Source organism: Antarctobacter sp. (assembly GCF_034670325.1).
Lineage (GTDB): Bacteria > Pseudomonadota > Alphaproteobacteria > Rhodobacterales > Rhodobacteraceae > Antarctobacter.
Window position 1 is genome coordinate 253,983 of record NZ_JAXMNR010000008.1, and the last position, 15,602, is coordinate 269,584.

Sequence of the window (15,602 nt, forward strand, 5' to 3'; positions counted from 1 at the left end):
CCGCCGTTTCACTCGACCGGCAGGCTTCCCTTTGGCGGCAGCAGCATCGATTCAAGGTCCAGAGGCTGGGTCACGGTCCAAAGCTGGCGCTCGATGGCGGCATCGTCGCAAAGCTCCAGCGACAGTGACCGGGCCCGTGCGCGGGTCTCGAAACGCTTGCCGCCCGGCGTCAGTTCGGATCTCTCGTCGGCGATGGTCACGCACAGGACCGGGTCCTGCCCGTGCTTCAGGCGGGCGTTTTCATACCGCCAGGTCGCTGCTTCTGCGACGCAATCGGCAAGGACAATTTCGCTGCCCGCCTGCGGGTTTGCTGCAAGGCACTTGTCGTATTGCGGCATCCGCAGCCGGGTTTCGCTATCCACCCAGTCGAACCGCTGATCAAGGTTCCACATGCCATCCTTGCAGGTGTGAACCGTAAAGGCCGCCGCCAGATCCACCTGATCGCCATGCCCGGGAAGGTCGATGCAAAGGTGGCGCGGCTCATCCAGTGGCAGGGCGGCCCGGATGTAGCGGGCCGTGTCTGCGCCACCTTGCGCCTGCGGTTCGATCATCTGCGCGGCGGCCTGCAACGGCAGCAGGCACAGAAAAGCGCAGGCCAGCGTGTTGGTTTTCTTGGTCATAAGACTTGCTTCCTTTGGATGTCTGACCCCGAAGGCCGTGTCGGCGGGCGCTATGCGCTATCCGCCGACAATCGTCTGCGGCAGGAAAAGTGCGATTTGAGGGAAGAGGATGAGCAGACCGATCATCGCCGCCATGGCGAACCAGAAAGGCCAGATGCCGCGAAAGATCGTGTTCATCGGCACTTCGGGGGCGATGGATTTCACGATGAAGACGTTGATGCCGACCGGCGGGCTGATCATGCCCATTTCCAGCACGATCACGATGATGATTCCGAACCAGATCAGGTCCCAGTCGAGCCCCATGGCGATGGGGATCACAACCGGAATGGTCAACACCAGCATCGCCATGCTTTCCAGGAACATGCCAAGGAACATGTAGGCGAGGATGATGACCAGCAGCACGCCAAGGTCGCCGATGGGCAGCGAAGTCAGAAGTACGACCAGGTCCGCGGGCAGTTCGGTCAGTGACATGAAGGGAATAAAGACAAACGCCCCGATGATGATCAGGAACACCGTCGCCGTCGCGTTCATGGTTTGCAGGATCACGGTCCGCGCCGAGTGCAACGACAGCGACCGGCGGGCCAGTGCCACGAGCAGGGTAAAGAACGCGCCCACTGACGAGGCCTCTACCGGGGTGAAAAACCCGGTGTACATGCCCCCGATGGTGACCAGAACAACGCCCAGGATCGGCAACGCGCGCCACAGGGAGGCCAGACGCTCGGCTTTGGTCGAGCGGTCCCCCTGCGGTCCGGCCGCGGGGTTGCGCATGACGACAAGGTAGATCGCGCCGATGAACAGCAGCGTCAGGATGATGCCGGGAAAGACGCCGGCCATAAACAGGCGGCCAATGCTTTGCTCTGTCAGGACGGCGTAGATGATCATACCGCCCGACGGCGGGATCAGAAAGCCCAGTGTGCCTCCGGCGGCGACTGACCCGGTGGCAAGGCTGTCGGCGTATCTGTAGCGCTTCATCTCGGGCAGGGCGACCCGGCCCATGGTGACGGCGGAGGCAAGCGAAGATCCCGACAGCGCGGCAAAGCCCGCGCAGGCCGCGATGGTGGCCGAGGCCAGCCCGCCGCGCAAATGCCCCATCCAGCGATAGGCCGCATTGAACAGGTCCTGCGACATGCCCGACACCCCGGCAAGATTGCCCATTAGGACAAACATCGGGATCACGAGCAGGTTGAAATTCGACGCTGCCTCAAAGGTTTCGCCGGCGAGGTTGGAATAGGCGATCTTCCAGCCGCGCGCCCATGCCTGATCTGTGCTCATGCCGACGGTGATGAACTTGTTGGCATTGGCGATGACGGTTCCGACAAATCCGACCCCCAGCATCGACAGCGCAACAGGCATCCTGAGCGCCAGCAGAACAAACAGCGTCAGTAGGCCCAAAAGACCAAGAACGGTCATGTCGATCATTGCAGATCACCGCGGATTGTGAGCGTCGTGATCGCACCACCGCGCGCCAACCGGATGATGTCCAGCACCAGCACCACGGCATACAGCGCGACCGAGATCGCAAGCGCGTAGTAGAACGGCTGATACGAAATCAGCAGTTGCTGCGTCGTCTCGCCGAACCGCACCGCGCTGTCGCCCGCGTGCCAGAGCTGCTGCGCCATGATGACCAGTAAGGCAAGGCCCAGCAGCTTGACAAAGACCATCGACCAGCGGGCAAAGCCGGGCGACATGGCGCTTTCCAGCACCTCGATTTCGATATGGGCACCGCTGCGCGCGCCCAGCGGGATCGCCAGCGCGACCACCACCACCAGAGAAAGGATAAGCAAGTCTTCGGCGCCGACGATGGGGCTGTTCAGCGCCTTGCGCATGATCAGCACGTTCCAGACGGAAAACAGCGTCATGAAGGCCAGCGTCAACCCTCCGCCGATCAGCGCCACCCACGTCAGGACAGCATCCAAGAGCCCGGTCAAGCCGGGGGCCTTGCGATTGTATGTCATTGAAGTCCCCTCCCAGGGCCGGCCCGGGGCCGAGTGGCCCCGACGCCTGTCTTAGCGGTTGATCGCGTTGTAGATCGCTTCGGCATTGTCGATGCCACGATCCGCGTAGTCGGCGAAGATCGCCTTCAGACCTTCGGCGACGGCGGCGTCCATCTTGGCGCGCTCTTCGGCGGACACCTCGACAAGCTGGTAATTCTTGTCGGTCGCGGCCTTCATCATCTCCAGCGATTTCACGTCCGCGCCGTCAAAGCTCTCTGCCAGCTTGAAAGAGGCGGCTTCGCCTGCCAGTTCGTCGATGATCGCGCGGTGTTCGTCGCTCAGCCCCTCATAGCGTTCGCGGTTCATCACCACGAAGATTACCGCGTGTTGCACCGGAACATTGGTCGCGAAATGCGAGGCCACGTCCCAGAAGTTCCAGGGCGGGGTCATGTTGTTGTAGGTCGAATAGGCCCCATCGATGGTGCCGGTGCTGAGGCCGGTATACATTTCCGTCACCGGCATCTGGACGGGGACCGCACCCATCGCCTCGACGATCGGCGTGGTCAGCGCGGCATAAGGAACCACCTTTGCGCCTTTTAGCCCTTCCATTGTCGACACGTCGCGGGTTGCGGCGATGCCGATCCCGGCGGCGGTGCTCAGGGCGATGACCTTTACGTCTTCGTATTCGCTGGCAAGGTGCTCATCAAACACGGCCAGCATCCGTTCCGTTGCCTCGTGCGAGCTTTCTGCCTTGCCCGGCAGGATTGCCAGCATCGTCTTTGGAAACAGGGCGGGGGTGTAGGCCGAGACGCCAAAGGTGATGTCTGCCACGCCCTCGACCGCGCGCTTGTATTGCTGAACCGGCCCGGCGCCCAACTGGCCGGCCGGGTACAGCTTCATCGTCAGATCACCGCCCGAACGTTTCTCAAGCTCGTCTCCGAACCATTTGAACATCACGGTGTTCGAATGGTGTTGCGGCGGCACGAAGGTGGCGACAGACAGTTCTTCGGCGCTGAGCGGAAATGCGGAAACGGATAGCCCGGCGGCCAACGCCAAGGCAGAAGTGAAACGTGCAAAACTCATGGTGTCCTCCCTGATGGATTTGCGACGGTGCGGTACAGTTTGGGATCCCAACCCCGAAACCAGACCGCCCGGGCGAGCGATTCTCATCGTGCCGAGGCCAAGAAACACCGTTTAAGGATCCCAAATCAAGGAAAATCTGAATTTCAAATCAAGAATGCTGGGGTTCTTCTTGACTTTGGGATCCCAAGTGGACTGAATGCGCCTATGGACTCGATAGATACAGAACTCGCCGCGCGCATCCGACGCGACATCGTCTCAGGCACCTACGCAGCCGATGAACGGCTGTCAGAGGCGCAGCTTTGCACCACACACAGCGTGTCCCGGACGCCGGTTCGTCTGGCCTTGCGCCTGCTGGAGCGAGAGGGGCTGATCCGCCGCAACGAGGGGCGCGGGTATATCGTTCAAAGCCCCAGCGTCGATGACATCCTGCAAGCCGTGCAGGTACGCGGGCATCTCGAAAGCCTCGCCGCAAGGCTGATGGCCCAGGCCCCGGATCGGGCGGACCACCTGCCCGACATGGCAATCGCGATCGACGCGATCGACGCGCTGATCGAAACCGGCAGCGTCAACGACGAGGTGATCCGCAAGATGCAGGCCGCCAACCGTCAATTCCACAGCACGATCCTCAAGGCCTGTGGCAACGACTACGTCGGCTATACCTGCGAACAGATCAGCCATCTTCCGATGCTGGCGGTCGGGTCGATGGTGTTCGACCGCGCAGTGTTCGAAGAGCCGGAGCAATGCGAACGCGGTCTGTTTCGCCTGCGGCTGGGCAATGCACAACACAAGGTCATTTACGAGGCAATCGAAAAGGGGGATGCCGTTCGCGCCGAAGGCATGATGCGGGAACATTCACATACGATGCTTGAATATATCCGCATGTTCGAAAAGCGTGACGCAAACCTGACGGTTGCCGATCTCATTGCCTATTCCGGGGTCGAAGGCTGAGCCTCGCCCGCTGACATCATCGACACCGAATACTGTACCCAACAGGGAGGATACCCCATGCCACAGGGGCCGAACATGCTTGCGCAAAGCGGCACGCCACTTTTCTTTGAACTGGTCAACGCGGCCGACGTGGGCATCGCCCCGCCCGAAACCCGTATTGGTGACAGCCTCCGCACCTGGGTGCGGTCCCTGTCGGTGTTCCAGAAAGAGGCGCTGGTGGCCTCGTCCAGAACCGGCAAGGTCTGGCGGCTGGCCTCTGACGAAGGCCCCTATCTGGACGGTCACGACGCCGCGCCTTGCCCCTTGGCCTTTCTGAGTGTGGGCATGGTCGCCAGCTACATGAACGAGATCACCGCGCTGGCTAAACAGCAAGGGGTCGAGATCCGTAAGCTGAAGCTGACGCAGGACAATTATTACACCATGACCGGATCCATGCCGAAACGGACCATGGTGGGCGGCGCGCTGCCGGTGGAATTGCAGGTCGAGATCGATTGCGATCTGGGCGACGCGGCGCTGAACCAGTTCCTTATGAACGCGGTCCATGCCTCGCCGCTGAACGGCCTGATGCGCGGGCACTTGGAAAGCCTGTTTGCGCTGTCCAAGAACGGTGTAGAGCTGGCACCGGCCAAGGCGCTGCGCGTTGATGGCCCGATCTATCCGGATCCCGGCGATCACTTTGCCAAGGCGCAGCCCGTTGCCGACCCCGCGAACGAGCGGCTGTGCTGGCCTCAGGGGGTCACGCCGAAAAAGCCTGTCACGGGCGGGACGGCAACGGCAGGCTCCTCGCTGGCCGCCGAGCAGAACCGGACATTGAACATCGGCGCGACCTGCACATTGCGCGAGGATGGCATGAAGGAGATCCTGCAACTCCAGTATTCTCCGCACGGAACGTCCTTCAACTTTCTATCGGAAGAGGCGACCGAAAACGGCGGTTTGGGGCGTGCGCCCGATGCCAACAGCTATATCAGCGCCGGGATCGGCTTTTGTTTCATGACGCAGTTCGGGCGTTTCGTGAAAATGCTGAACCTTGATCTGAGCGACTACCGGATCGTGCAGGACAGTCATTTCTCGCTTGGCGGCGCTTCGGGCGGCACCGGTGAGGCCGGTCGCGCCGATCCGCTGGAAACCCATGTCTATCTGGAAACCGGCGAGAGCGATGAAACAGCGCGCGAGATGCTGGATATTTCCGAGCAGACCTGTTTTCTACACGCCTTTTGCAAAACGGATCTGAAGACCAAACTTCGCGTCCACCGCCTGTAACGGCCAAGGGGCGACCCCGACGGGCCGCCCCATATGTCACGCCACCTGCGGGCGCGGACGCAGATACCAGTACCAGACGCGATAAGCCTCAAGCAGGCCCAGCGGAACAAAGTGTACCAACGCTCCCGGAAGCCCACCCCAGTCGTGCAGCGCCGCCCAGTGCAGCAGTGTCAGAACGGCGGCGGCATAGGTGGTGCGCTGCAACGTTTTCCAGTTGCGGCCCATCTTGCGCACGAAGTAGTCCGAAGACGTCACGGCCAGCGGCACAAAGATCAAAAAGGCGATCCAGCCGGTCCAGATGTAGAACTTTGGCAGGTCTGTCATGACCTTCTGCACCGTTCCCAGATCGACAAGATACAGCACTGTATGCGCCAGCGCGTAGAAAAAGGCCGCGACGCCGAAATAGCGGCGGTTCTTCTTCAGCCAGCGCGGACCGCGCCATCCCTTGAAGACCAGCGCCAGCGGCGAGGCCAGCATGGCGATGATCATGAAGCGCGCGCCGAATTCGCCGGTGGGATGCAGCGCCTCGTGGATCGCGGTTGCATCGGTGGCATTGATGAGACTCATCAGGATGCCAAAGCCCGGCAGCGCCATCAGCGCCCAGAGCCAGTAAGGAGTGAGTCGTGACAGCATGTCTGTCGCCTTTCGTGTTCGTGTCGCCATGGCGAATTTGGATGTGTTTTTCTTTCCACGCTGCTCCGCAGCATTTCCGTCGCGGTTAGACGCTCAGAGTATTGAAATAATCGGCCCAGCTTTGATGCGGGCGGCCGGTCACCTCGGCAAAGTCGCCGGGACGGTCATAAGCGCCGTGCCGGATGCCCTCGTAGATGCCGCCGATGATCGGGCCGATGAAATCGCCCAGTTCGGCGCTGCGATCGGCTACAAAGTCCCCGGGCGTCATCTCTCGGTAGGTCAGATCGGTTCCGAAGGCGCGGTTCATGTACCCGACCAGTTCCAATTGTGAGATCGGCGTGCCATTCAGATCAAAGGTGCCGCCGTTGAGATCGGCGCGCGTCAGCAGCGCGGCATAGGCATGGGCCAGTTCAGACCGCGTGGTGTAGCCGCATTTGCCCTGCCCGGCACTGTTGGCGATCTCGCCGCGCGCCTTGTAGCTGTCGATATATTCGACATCGGGTTCGATATAGATGCCATTGCGTCCTATGGCCCAGTCCAGCCCGCTGGTCCTGATGTCCGCCTCGGTCTGGCGATTGCTGTGGACCACCGCGGAAAATGGAGTGCCCTCTTCCGGCCCTTGGATGCTGGTATAGACCAGCTTGCGCACGCCAGCCGCGCGGGCGGCGTTGATCACGTTGCGGTGCTGCTGAATCCGGTCCTCGGGCGGGGCCATGCCTGACACGATCACCAGTGCATCGACCCCGTCTAGTGAGGTCTGCAATTGCTCTGGCTGGTCATAGTCTCCGGGACGCAAGTCGACCCCCAGATCGGTGACTTTGTCCGGCGTCCGGGCCAGACCAATCACGGGAGCGCCGCCCGGCAGGGCGATGAGCGTCTTGGCGATTTCGCGGCCAAGTTGGCCCGATACGGCGGTGACGGCAAGCGTCATGGGTTGAACTCCTCAGTGGCAAAGGCAGTGTCTGCGGTGATTTCAATAATGGTGTCGCAGAACCCATGTCCCGCGACGCCTTTGGCGGGCGATTGCTATGGGTCCAACACGATCAGGTGCATGAACATCGTTTGGCAATTCTCTGCCATGTTCAGCTCGACGTTGCGCACCTTGCCCGCCCAATTTTCGATCATGTGGGTGGCACAGGCGTTCGAGGCGGTGGTGATGCCGTGCTTGTAGGTGAAATGCGCCGCGCTCTCGTCGTACCGCCGTTCGCTTTCCATCATCACGGCCCGGTACCAGTCGCTTTGCACGATCCCCATCAGCGTCTGCTTCATGTCACCGATGAAGGCCTGATAAGTCCGCATATGCTCCTGCGTGCCGGGAAAGCGTTCGTGGCCGGTGACGACGAAGTTGAAATCATAAGCCTCCAGCAGCAAGTCCGGCAGGCCGAAGGCAAACCACGGATCGGTGCTTTCGCCCCAGTGGATCCACGGCGCGGCGTCGGGGTGGAACATGTCGACCGCAAAGAGGATCTTTTGCTCGGGCGCCCAGGCGATGATGTCGCTCTGGCTGTGCCAGTTGCGATCGAGGTCCTTCAACTCCAGGCGGAAACCGCCGGTTTCCAGCAGGTATTCATCCTCAAAGACGAAATCGGGTTGCGGGCGCTTGGGATCCTGCGCAACGGCCAGCAGGTCAGCGGTTTCCTTCTCGGCAATCAGGATCGCCTCTTCGGGAAACAGGTAGGCGCCCTGGCTGTGGTCGCGGTGGTGGTGGGAATAGATCACATGGGTGATCGGCTTGTCCGTCACCTGAGGAATCACTTCCAAAACAAAGGGCGAGACGTCGGGCTTGGGGTCATAGACGACGACGCCGTCATCGGTGACAAAAAACACCATGTTCTCGAAACTGTCATGCACGAACCAAGCGTTCTCGGCGATCTGGTAGTAGCCGTAGCCGCGTGCAGGCAGCGTGGAATAGGCATAGTCGCGTGTGCTGTAGGTCGATTTGACGGTTTCGACATCGAAACCTTCCTGTGCGGCGGTCAGGCTGGGCAAAAGCCCGATCCCGACGCAAAGCATGGCTTTCAGGTCTGTTCTCACGTCCGGTCTCCATATTGCGGGGTGTCGTCGCGCATTTCCAAGGTGGGCAGGCGGGCCTGCGCACCGAGCCGTTTCAGAGAGTGGCTCAGTGCCGGGCAAAGCAATCCGGGCGGCGGGTTCGACAGCCCGCCGCCCAAATCGGCTTACTTCCCGTGATAGGCTTGGCTGACGGCAAAGCTGTCTTCGAACCAATGCCACAGCACGACTTGGCCATCTCTGACCTTGGCGCGCAGGGCAAAGGTAAAGTCACCCGTTTCCTTGCCGGAATGGGGGGTGATGGCGTTCATCACGCCGAAGACGGCGACCGTGTCGCCCGAGGCGAAGGCGTCGGTGTTTTCCCACTTGATCGTTTGCACGTTCTCGGAGAAGACACCGAGGAATTTGAAGATGTTTTCCTTACCGGTCGCACCGCCGATCCATGGCAGGCTGTCGTCGCCTTCGTTGTGCCAGACCATGTCGTCGGCCATCAGCTTGCCCATGGTCTCCATGTCGCCCGACCCCATCGCGCCCATGAAGGCCATGACGGTGTCAAAGCTCGCTTGTGTCTGATCGTCCATGTCTTGTGCTCCTGCTTGTGTTCCGAGAATGATCGCGAGCGTCGCGCCCAGCGATGTGGTCAAAAGGGTTCTGCGGTTCATGTCGTGCTCCTTGGTGGCGCGCCCGTCCGGCGCAGGCGGGATCAGAATTTTCCGGCTTCGTTGTGGGGGGCATCGGGGCCGGGCATGGGCGCGATGACGTCCCAATGTTCGACGATCAGCCCGTCCTCGAGGCGGAAGAGGTCGTAAAAGGCGGTCGGTTCATTCCCCAGGGCGCCTTCGGACAGGGTCAGGACAAAGTTACCCTCGCCAATCACCTGGTGGATCTCCGAGTAATCCATGGTGATGCCCTGCTGCGCCATTTCGGCCATGAAGGCGCCAAAGCCGTCCAGACCGTCCGCCACCATCGGGTTGTGCTGCGCGTAGTTGGCCGGATTGATGTATTGGGTGAAATCCAACTGCTCGTGGTTGATCAGCGCGCGGGTGATGAACTCTTCGACCTTGGCCTTGTTGGCATCGGTCTGGTCCAGATCAGTGATCGCGGTGGCACCGTCGATCTGGGTGCGGCCCGAGGGGTTCACGGGCTGTTCGGGGATCAGGTTGTCCCAGTGTTCGGCGATCTTGCCGTCCTCGATGCGGAAGACGTCAAAGCCGATCACCGGGGTCTCGCCAAAGCCCTCGTAACGGGCATGCACGGCGACAAGGTCGTCATCCGCGATGACACGGACATACTCGGCCTTGAAGTTCCCGTTTCCGGCCAGGAATCCGACGACTTCCTTCTGCGCCTCGATGCCGTTGGCGAACATCTCGTTGTGCTGGATGATGTCCTTGGCGAAATACTGATCGACCGCAGCCACGTCGCCCGCCAGCAGCGTGTTTTCCAGCGCTTCGAGAACGAAGGTCTTGTTTTCGGCGCTGTCGGCCTGGCCCGCAAACGGCAGGGTCGCGACGATCGCGGCCGATGCAAAAAGTTTTTTCAGGGTCATTGTGGTCTCCTCGGGGTTGGTTGGGACATGCCCGCTACGATCGCGCTCCGGGGTGGGGCGCGCTGGGGCAGGGATTGGGTGGTTAAATGGCGGTGTTAGCGGTTGGGCGTCAGGCGTTGGTGCCGTTGGCGACAGTCCACGTCAGGTCCGGGTTCTCGCGAAAGGCGAAGCGCTCCAGGTGGCTGGAAATGACCTTGATCGTCTTGTCGAGTTGGGACTTGTCTGAGGCTTCGACGCTCAGGGCCAGCCCGGTCTCGTCAGCACTCAGCACACAAAGTCCAAACGGCAATTCGATCTGTCCGGTCCCCTTGTCATGGCGGACCGGAACCTTATGCCCAAAATGCTTGCAGAGCGTGCCCAGATACCGGTCGGCGCGGTCAGTGCTGAAAAATGTGCTCGCGTTCATGTCGGTGCTCCTTGTGGTGTACCTGACATCTATCCTTGTCGAATTGATCGGAGTATCCATCGATATCAGAAGTCATAATTCGAGTCTGCGGAACAATGATTGAGCATCTGCGCCACATGGCAATCTTTGCCCGCGTCGTCGACGAAGGCTCGTTTCGCGCGGCGGCCAAGGCGATCGGACTCGCGCCCTCACGGGTCAGCGAAACGGTTTCTGACCTTGAGAGTTATCTTGGTGTGACTTTGCTGTATCGCACGACGCGCAAGATCGCGCTGACCAATGAGGGTCGTATGTTCTACGCCCGCGTGGCCGAGATGCTGCGCAGTGCGGAAAGCGGTTTGAACGAACTCAACGCCTTGTCGCTGGAACCTGTCGGCGCGCTGCGGGTGTCGATGCCGGCCTTCATGTCATCGTCATCTCTGGCGACTGCCATCGCGGAATTTGTCCGGCAGCACCCGCAGGTCGCCGTTTCGATCACTTTCACCGACGGGCGCACGAATCTGTTGGAAGACGGGTTTGACGTGAACATTCGCGCGGGGTGGCTGGACGACAGTTCAATGATGTCCCGCAAGCTGGGCGAAAGCGACCGAGCGCTGGTTGTCGGGGCGCGCTATGCGGCAAGCCGCCCGCGCCCCGCGCATCCGTCGGATTTGGAAGACTGGGATTGGCTCCGCTACAAGTATCGGTCCGACCAAACCACGCTGCATGGGCCGGCGGGCGAAACCGTCAAGGTCCTGGGTCAGGCCCGTCTTGAGGCTGACAGCATCGACGCACTCTATCATTTCACCTGTCAGAACCTTGGCGCCACGGTTCTGCCCGAACACCTCGCCGCGCGCGGCGAAGCCTCTGGCGAGCTGGTGCGCCTGTTGCCAAAGTGGCGGCTAATCCCGCTGGGCTTCTTCGCCGTCTGGCCGGACACGTCCCGACGCGAAAGCCTCACGCTATTGTTCGTGCGATTTGTCGCCGAGTGGCAAGGAAACTTGCACATCAAGAAATCGGCATTTGGCTGACGCAACAGCCACCGCGCCATTATAAAGGCGCCGTCCAATACTCGGTACAGCAAAGCGCCAGCGGACGCACTGAACAGAAGGTAGCCGAGCTCGTCGAGGATGACCAAGTCGATCTTCGTCAGCATCTTGGCCCTCTTTCCGGCCTTTCCGACGGCCTTTTCTTGTTCCAACGCATTCACGAGTTCCACGGTTGAGAAGAAGCGGACCTTGCGCCGGTGATGCTCGATGGCCTGGACACCTACGGCCGTCGCGACATGGCTTTTTCCGGTGCCGGGCCCACCGATCAGCACCACGTTCTCGGCGTTTTCCATGAGCTCGCCACGATGCAATTGGCGGACGGTGGCCTCGTTGATATCGCTGGAGGCAAAGTTGTAGCTCGAGAGATCTTTGTAGGCCGCGAAGCGCGCAACCTTCATGTGGTATGCGATGGATCGCACTTCCCGTTCCGCCATTTCCGCCTTCAGCAGCTGTGAAAGGGTCGGCATTGCAGCCTCAAAGGCAGGAGCGCCCTGTGCGACGAGGTCCTCGACAGGTCACGCCAAAGGCGTGCTTTCAGCACGACGCCATGCCATACATTTTGAGGCTACGAAGCATGATCCCGGTTGAGGCACCTGCTGGATCATGACGCATGACGCTTCTCCTTCATCTGCCTCGGACCGTCGTAGCGGGCGACATCGGTCTTCGGGGCTGTCGCCATCGCCAGTGCTTCCGGCGGGTCGATCTCGGCATGGTCGGTCTGTTTGCGATCCACCAGGCTGTGAAGCAGGTTCAGGATGTGCGTCTTGGTTGGCACGCCGGCTTCAAATGCCAATTCCACGGCGCACAGGACGGCTTCCTCGTCATGGTGAAGCACGAGGGACAGGATATCGACCATCTCCCGGTCCCCACCGTCCTTGCGCAGCATGTGATCCTGCAGGCGACGGAAGGCGGTGGGCATCTCCGCGAACGGAGCGCCATTGCGCAGGGCGCCGGGCTTGCGCTGGATGACCGCGAGGTAATGCCGCCAGTCATAGATGACCCTGCCGGGCTTATGATGCGACCGCTCGATGATACGCGCATGCGTGCAAACTGTTTGGCCCTCGGCCACGAAGACCAACCGATCCGGGTAGACATGCAGGCTGATGGGGCGGTTCGCGAAGCTGGCTGGGACGCTGTAGCGGTTGCGCTCGAAGGTCACCAAGCGTGTTGGGGAGACGCGTTTGCTATGCTCGACAAACCCATAAAAGGCTGGCGGCAGCGCCATGAGCGTCGGCTTCTCCGCATCCCAGGCATCCGCGATTGAGCCGGGCAATGTCTGATGCGCTGTCTCCGCCCACAAAGCGACGCAACGGTCCTCCAGCCACCGGTTCAGCTCGTCCAGTGTGTTGCAGATCGGCATTACCTGCCACAGACGGTTCCGGGCGTCTTGGACGCTCTTCTCGATCTGCCCCTTCTCCCCACCCGCCGCAGGATTGCAGAACTCCGGCTCAAACACGTAGTGGCTGGCCATGGCCTTGAAGCGCGCATTGATATCGCGCTGCTTGCCAAGTCCGACACGGACCACCGCCGTCTTCATAGTGTCATAGATATAGTGTCGTAGATCCCGCGCCCGGGAACGCCGCCAAGGACGCGGAAGGCGTGCCAATGGGCGTCGAACAGCATCTCATGGGTTTGGAGCAGATAGGCCCGCACCACGAAAGCGCGGCTGTGAGACAACTTCGTATGCGCGACCTGCAGATTCACGCGTTCCCCGCCAATGGTGCCCCCGTCCTCGCTACAGTCGAACGGGAACGCTTCTCCGGGCTGGAAGGCCAACGGCACATACGTGCCGCGTCCCGTCGTCTGCTCAACAATGTGCCGATCCGCGCGCCAGGCGCGAGCGAAAGCGGCAACACGTCCGTAGGACCCGTCGTAGCCGAGCTTCACAAGGACAGCGTGCATCTGCTTCAGGCTGCGGCGCTCCTTGCGAGGCTTGCGCGTCTACGCCAAAAGCCAGGCCGACCATCGATCCGCATAAGGATCCAGTTTGCTGGCCCGCGGCGGCGACTTGAACCTCGGCTCCACTGCGCCCTTGCGAATGGGCATCTTGTCACGCAAGGCCAGGCGTCTGATGACACGCAAAAATCCCATGTCGATCACTCCATATCTCCCCGACAAAATCCGTCAGGGAAAGGTGTTCACATGGGTCAATTCTCAGTGAAAATTTGGCAGGCCACCGGGTCAGTTCTTATCGGAAATCATCAGGTCGGTATCGCTGATCTGCTTAAGCCCGTAGCTGGCCTCTATTGCTCCGATCCGCTCGGCAAGTGGGGTCATCCTGGTGCCAAGGTAAGGGTCGATTTTGCGGGCTACCACCCGGTGCAAGTCGACGGAATGCATGGTTGGAAAGTTGAGGGGACCTACCGTTTTCTCTAACAAGACGCAAACAGCATCCCCAATCCGACCATGGGCGCTGTCGCAACGAACTCAAGCCTGCCGCCCAATCCGGGCAAAAAGAATCTGGACCGTCAATCGAAGGGTGGGCAGTAAGGTGGACAAGCGTAAACGATCATCCATTAAAGCGTTAGAAAATATAATCATTATAGTATTTTATGATGCCCGGGGGCGGGCTGCACAAATTTCAATAAATCAGACACTTAGGCAAAGGTGGGACGCGAAATTTTCCCATAATGTCACAATGCTTTTTGGGATTATTGTCCCACTGTTTTGCTCCGTCCTGTGGCTGGAGGCGGCAGGCCTATCCGGTCCGCGAGGCACGGAAGCTGGGTCGGTTGACAGTGGCCCCGAGATACTTCAACCGGAAAGTGCGATTACCAAGAGGTAGCGATGAGTTACGCCGATGAATTAGAGCCGTGGGAAGCCTGGCTGCAAGACTGTTGGGTTGCGCGATACACCGACGAGGGACAGGTCAGTCGGTCAATCTACAAATCCGGGCAACTGTTTTTGGCGGTTCTATCCCGCTTTGCTGATCCAAAACAAAAGGAAGGGGCGCGTCTGCGGCGCTCTCACCTCCTCACCGTAGAAGACGTCTATCTCAATGCGCCCAGGGGTGCTCAATCTGGCAACTATGTCGTTCAAGTCTTTGATCCATTCAGGACTTCGCGCCCGCTCTTCGAAAAACGATACTCGACACTCCGGGATGCCGAATTAGAGCTATCGGTGAGGCTTTTTCAACTTGACGAGATCGCCCAGAACTTCACCGAAGACGAGTGGGACGACATGGCGCGATTCTTTGACTACGACAGTGAAGAATGGGTCGTTCGCCCATCCGAATAAACCAGCAGGCAGAATGATGACGGAAGTGTATGAAGTCGGACCTACAAAGGTCGAAAATTACAGGGCTGTGCTGAAAGACAAATATCGCCCGCCGAGCAAAGGTGGAAACACTCGGGCTTGGCATCAGCACTCGTTCGAAGTGGACGGCGAGCGCTACGCCTTCCTCGGGCTGGGCTCGAAGCGGTGGATATACGCCAGCGACAGCGTGACCTTTCGATGGTCATGGGACGATTCTCGTCTATATCGGAACGTGATTCCTGAAACGATCCGAACTTTTGATCAATCGGGGAAAGAGGTCGTGCGCGGTGAGCGAGGAGGCAAGAAATGGCGAACGGCCGAAACTCGACTTCCCGTCAGCCGCCGCGAGGCGCGTGACTAACTCTTCCTGAGCCTGCGCCGCGCAACCTTCGTGCTTCACCGCCCAGGCTTCCCCGCGCCCCTACATTAGCCCTCCCCATGCTCTCCCCTTGAGGGAGACTGGCTTGTGTGATGCGGCCTGGCCGCAAGTGGCCAGACGGTGAATTTGCAGGCTCGTGGGCAATCCGGGGGAAGCGGGGGGAGGGTATGGGGAGGCTCGAGGGAACCCGGTGGAGGCTGTGATGCCAAATTTTATAATTATATTTTAAATACTTGCACTCCTTAAGGATGTGGTGGGGAGAAGGGGGATGGGTATACTAGCTCCGTGAGAAAAATCGGTCACTTGGTGATTATTTGGTGCAGAGAGAAGTAGCCCTCCCCGCTTTCCCCACGCTCTGATTTCCGCCGGGCCAGAAGTGTCAATCGGCACACAATTTTGACCCACTATCGGCGTCCAAAAATGACCCCCTGCTGCGCCCTCGGGTAGCTGGCCCGATGCGGTGTAGCCACCACACAGCGCAGCCGTATCGGGCCAGCGGGAGT

Annotated in this window: 16 protein-coding genes and 2 pseudogenes; 5 read left to right on the top strand and 13 right to left on the bottom strand. The window is 60.2% G+C overall.

The features are described 5' to 3' along the window. Nucleotides 1-8: 8 nt before the first annotated feature. From VOI21_RS19855 to VOI21_RS19870, 4 genes are read right to left on the bottom strand one after another with little or no spacing between them, the layout of a single operon-like run. Nucleotides 9-620: an RICIN domain-containing protein gene (locus tag VOI21_RS19855; protein ID WP_323771698.1), complete on the bottom strand. Its 612-nt coding sequence runs from the start codon at nucleotides 618-620 to the stop codon at nucleotides 9-11. A gap of 57 nt (nucleotides 621-677) precedes the next feature. Beyond that, entirely contained in the window at nucleotides 678-2,039 is a 1,362-nt protein-coding gene (locus VOI21_RS19860; protein ID WP_323771699.1) for a TRAP transporter large permease, read from the bottom strand. Then, the gene (locus VOI21_RS19865; RefSeq protein WP_323771700.1) at nucleotides 2,036-2,575 is read right to left on the bottom strand and encodes a TRAP transporter small permease; all 540 of its coding nucleotides are present in this window, start codon (nucleotides 2,573-2,575) and stop codon (nucleotides 2,036-2,038) included. Before VOI21_RS19865 ends, VOI21_RS19860 begins: the two co-directional genes overlap by 4 nt. A gap of 51 nt (nucleotides 2,576-2,626) precedes the next feature. Next, on the bottom strand, nucleotides 2,627-3,637 hold the full coding sequence (locus VOI21_RS19870) for a TRAP transporter substrate-binding protein (protein WP_323771701.1): 1,011 nt from the start codon (nucleotides 3,635-3,637) through the stop codon (nucleotides 2,627-2,629). 204 nt (nucleotides 3,638-3,841) lie between these two features. Here VOI21_RS19870 and VOI21_RS19875 point away from each other — a divergent pair, with 204 nt between their 5' ends. Beyond that, nucleotides 3,842-4,585, top strand: a complete 744-nt coding sequence (locus VOI21_RS19875) for a GntR family transcriptional regulator (protein ID WP_323771702.1) — start codon at nucleotides 3,842-3,844, stop codon at nucleotides 4,583-4,585. A 57-nt stretch (nucleotides 4,586-4,642) separates the two neighbouring features. Beyond that, a complete protein-coding gene (locus VOI21_RS19880; protein ID WP_323771703.1) occupies nucleotides 4,643-5,845 on the top strand; it encodes an OsmC family protein in 1,203 nt (400 codons plus the stop codon). Nucleotides 5,846-5,881: 36 nt separating this feature from the next. Here VOI21_RS19880 and VOI21_RS19885 read toward each other — a convergent pair whose 3' ends face one another. From VOI21_RS19885 to VOI21_RS19910, 6 genes are all read right to left on the bottom strand, one after another. Continuing rightward, the gene (locus VOI21_RS19885) at nucleotides 5,882-6,478 is read right to left on the bottom strand and encodes a sulfite oxidase heme-binding subunit YedZ (RefSeq protein WP_323771704.1); all 597 of its coding nucleotides are present in this window, start codon (nucleotides 6,476-6,478) and stop codon (nucleotides 5,882-5,884) included. Between the two features lie 85 nt (nucleotides 6,479-6,563). Then, the gene (locus VOI21_RS19890) at nucleotides 6,564-7,409 is read right to left on the bottom strand and encodes an NAD(P)H-binding protein (protein WP_323771705.1); all 846 of its coding nucleotides are present in this window, start codon (nucleotides 7,407-7,409) and stop codon (nucleotides 6,564-6,566) included. A gap of 95 nt (nucleotides 7,410-7,504) precedes the next feature. Next, a complete protein-coding gene (locus VOI21_RS19895) occupies nucleotides 7,505-8,512 on the bottom strand; it encodes an MBL fold metallo-hydrolase (RefSeq protein WP_323771706.1) in 1,008 nt (335 codons plus the stop codon). A gap of 143 nt (nucleotides 8,513-8,655) precedes the next feature. Continuing rightward, nucleotides 8,656-9,150: a nuclear transport factor 2 family protein gene (locus VOI21_RS19900; RefSeq protein WP_323771707.1), complete on the bottom strand. Its 495-nt coding sequence runs from the start codon at nucleotides 9,148-9,150 to the stop codon at nucleotides 8,656-8,658. Between the two features lie 41 nt (nucleotides 9,151-9,191). Continuing rightward, nucleotides 9,192-10,034, bottom strand: a complete 843-nt coding sequence (locus VOI21_RS19905) for a nuclear transport factor 2 family protein (RefSeq protein WP_323771708.1) — start codon at nucleotides 10,032-10,034, stop codon at nucleotides 9,192-9,194. 109 nt (nucleotides 10,035-10,143) lie between these two features. After that, nucleotides 10,144-10,440: a DUF2218 domain-containing protein gene (locus tag VOI21_RS19910; protein ID WP_323771709.1), complete on the bottom strand. Its 297-nt coding sequence runs from the start codon at nucleotides 10,438-10,440 to the stop codon at nucleotides 10,144-10,146. Nucleotides 10,441-10,535: 95 nt separating this feature from the next. Here VOI21_RS19910 and VOI21_RS19915 point away from each other — a divergent pair, with 95 nt between their 5' ends. Beyond that, a complete protein-coding gene (locus VOI21_RS19915) occupies nucleotides 10,536-11,447 on the top strand; it encodes a LysR family transcriptional regulator (RefSeq protein WP_323771710.1) in 912 nt (303 codons plus the stop codon). A 35-nt stretch (nucleotides 11,448-11,482) separates the two neighbouring features. On the opposite strand, the pseudogene VOI21_RS19920 reads toward VOI21_RS19915, so the two are convergent. From VOI21_RS19920 to VOI21_RS19930, 3 genes and pseudogenes are all read right to left on the bottom strand, one after another. After that, nucleotides 11,483-12,023 (bottom strand): annotated as a pseudogene (locus VOI21_RS19920) (ATP-binding protein); the annotation flags it as partial. Nucleotides 12,024-12,066: 43 nt separating this feature from the next. Continuing rightward, nucleotides 12,067-13,556: pseudogene (gene istA, locus VOI21_RS19925) on the bottom strand (IS21 family transposase). 90 nt (nucleotides 13,557-13,646) lie between these two features. Next, on the bottom strand, nucleotides 13,647-13,805 hold the full coding sequence (locus tag VOI21_RS19930) for a hypothetical protein (RefSeq protein WP_323771711.1): 159 nt from the start codon (nucleotides 13,803-13,805) through the stop codon (nucleotides 13,647-13,649). A 447-nt stretch (nucleotides 13,806-14,252) separates the two neighbouring features. Here VOI21_RS19930 and VOI21_RS19935 point away from each other — a divergent pair, with 447 nt between their 5' ends. Both VOI21_RS19935 and VOI21_RS19940 read left to right on the top strand, forming a co-directional pair. Next, nucleotides 14,253-14,702: a hypothetical protein gene (locus tag VOI21_RS19935; protein ID WP_323771712.1), complete on the top strand. Its 450-nt coding sequence runs from the start codon at nucleotides 14,253-14,255 to the stop codon at nucleotides 14,700-14,702. Between the two features lie 13 nt (nucleotides 14,703-14,715). Then, nucleotides 14,716-15,081, top strand: coding sequence for a hypothetical protein (locus VOI21_RS19940; protein WP_323771713.1), 366 nt, complete (start codon nucleotides 14,716-14,718; stop codon nucleotides 15,079-15,081). Nucleotides 15,082-15,602: the final 521 nt, after the last annotated feature.

Excerpts from the sequence above, each read along its gene's own strand:
- VOI21_RS19870 (WP_323771701.1), bottom strand. The coding sequence starts at position 3,637 with ATGAGTTTTGCACGTTTCACTTCTGCCTTGGCGTTGGCCGCCGGGCTA.
- VOI21_RS19910 (WP_323771709.1), bottom strand. The coding sequence starts at position 10,440 with ATGAACGCGAGCACATTTTTCAGCACTGACCGCGCCGACCGGTATCTG.
- VOI21_RS19860 (WP_323771699.1), bottom strand. The coding sequence starts at position 2,039 with ATGATCGACATGACCGTTCTTGGTCTTTTGGGCCTACTGACGCTGTTT.
- VOI21_RS19875 (WP_323771702.1), top strand. The coding sequence starts at position 3,842 with ATGGACTCGATAGATACAGAACTCGCCGCGCGCATCCGACGCGACATC.
- VOI21_RS19885 (WP_323771704.1), bottom strand. The coding sequence starts at position 6,478 with ATGCTGTCACGACTCACTCCTTACTGGCTCTGGGCGCTGATGGCGCTG.
- VOI21_RS19865 (WP_323771700.1), bottom strand. The coding sequence starts at position 2,575 with ATGACATACAATCGCAAGGCCCCCGGCTTGACCGGGCTCTTGGATGCT.
- VOI21_RS19905 (WP_323771708.1), bottom strand. The coding sequence starts at position 10,034 with ATGACCCTGAAAAAACTTTTTGCATCGGCCGCGATCGTCGCGACCCTG.
- VOI21_RS19855 (WP_323771698.1), bottom strand. The coding sequence starts at position 620 with ATGACCAAGAAAACCAACACGCTGGCCTGCGCTTTTCTGTGCCTGCTG.
- VOI21_RS19890 (WP_323771705.1), bottom strand. The coding sequence starts at position 7,409 with ATGACGCTTGCCGTCACCGCCGTATCGGGCCAACTTGGCCGCGAAATC.
- VOI21_RS19900 (WP_323771707.1), bottom strand. The coding sequence starts at position 9,150 with ATGAACCGCAGAACCCTTTTGACCACATCGCTGGGCGCGACGCTCGCG.
- VOI21_RS19930 (WP_323771711.1), bottom strand. The coding sequence starts at position 13,805 with ATGCATTCCGTCGACTTGCACCGGGTGGTAGCCCGCAAAATCGACCCT.
- VOI21_RS19880 (WP_323771703.1), top strand. The coding sequence starts at position 4,643 with ATGCCACAGGGGCCGAACATGCTTGCGCAAAGCGGCACGCCACTTTTC.
- VOI21_RS19935 (WP_323771712.1), top strand. The coding sequence starts at position 14,253 with ATGAGTTACGCCGATGAATTAGAGCCGTGGGAAGCCTGGCTGCAAGAC.
- VOI21_RS19915 (WP_323771710.1), top strand. The coding sequence starts at position 10,536 with ATGATTGAGCATCTGCGCCACATGGCAATCTTTGCCCGCGTCGTCGAC.
- VOI21_RS19940 (WP_323771713.1), top strand. The coding sequence starts at position 14,716 with ATGATGACGGAAGTGTATGAAGTCGGACCTACAAAGGTCGAAAATTAC.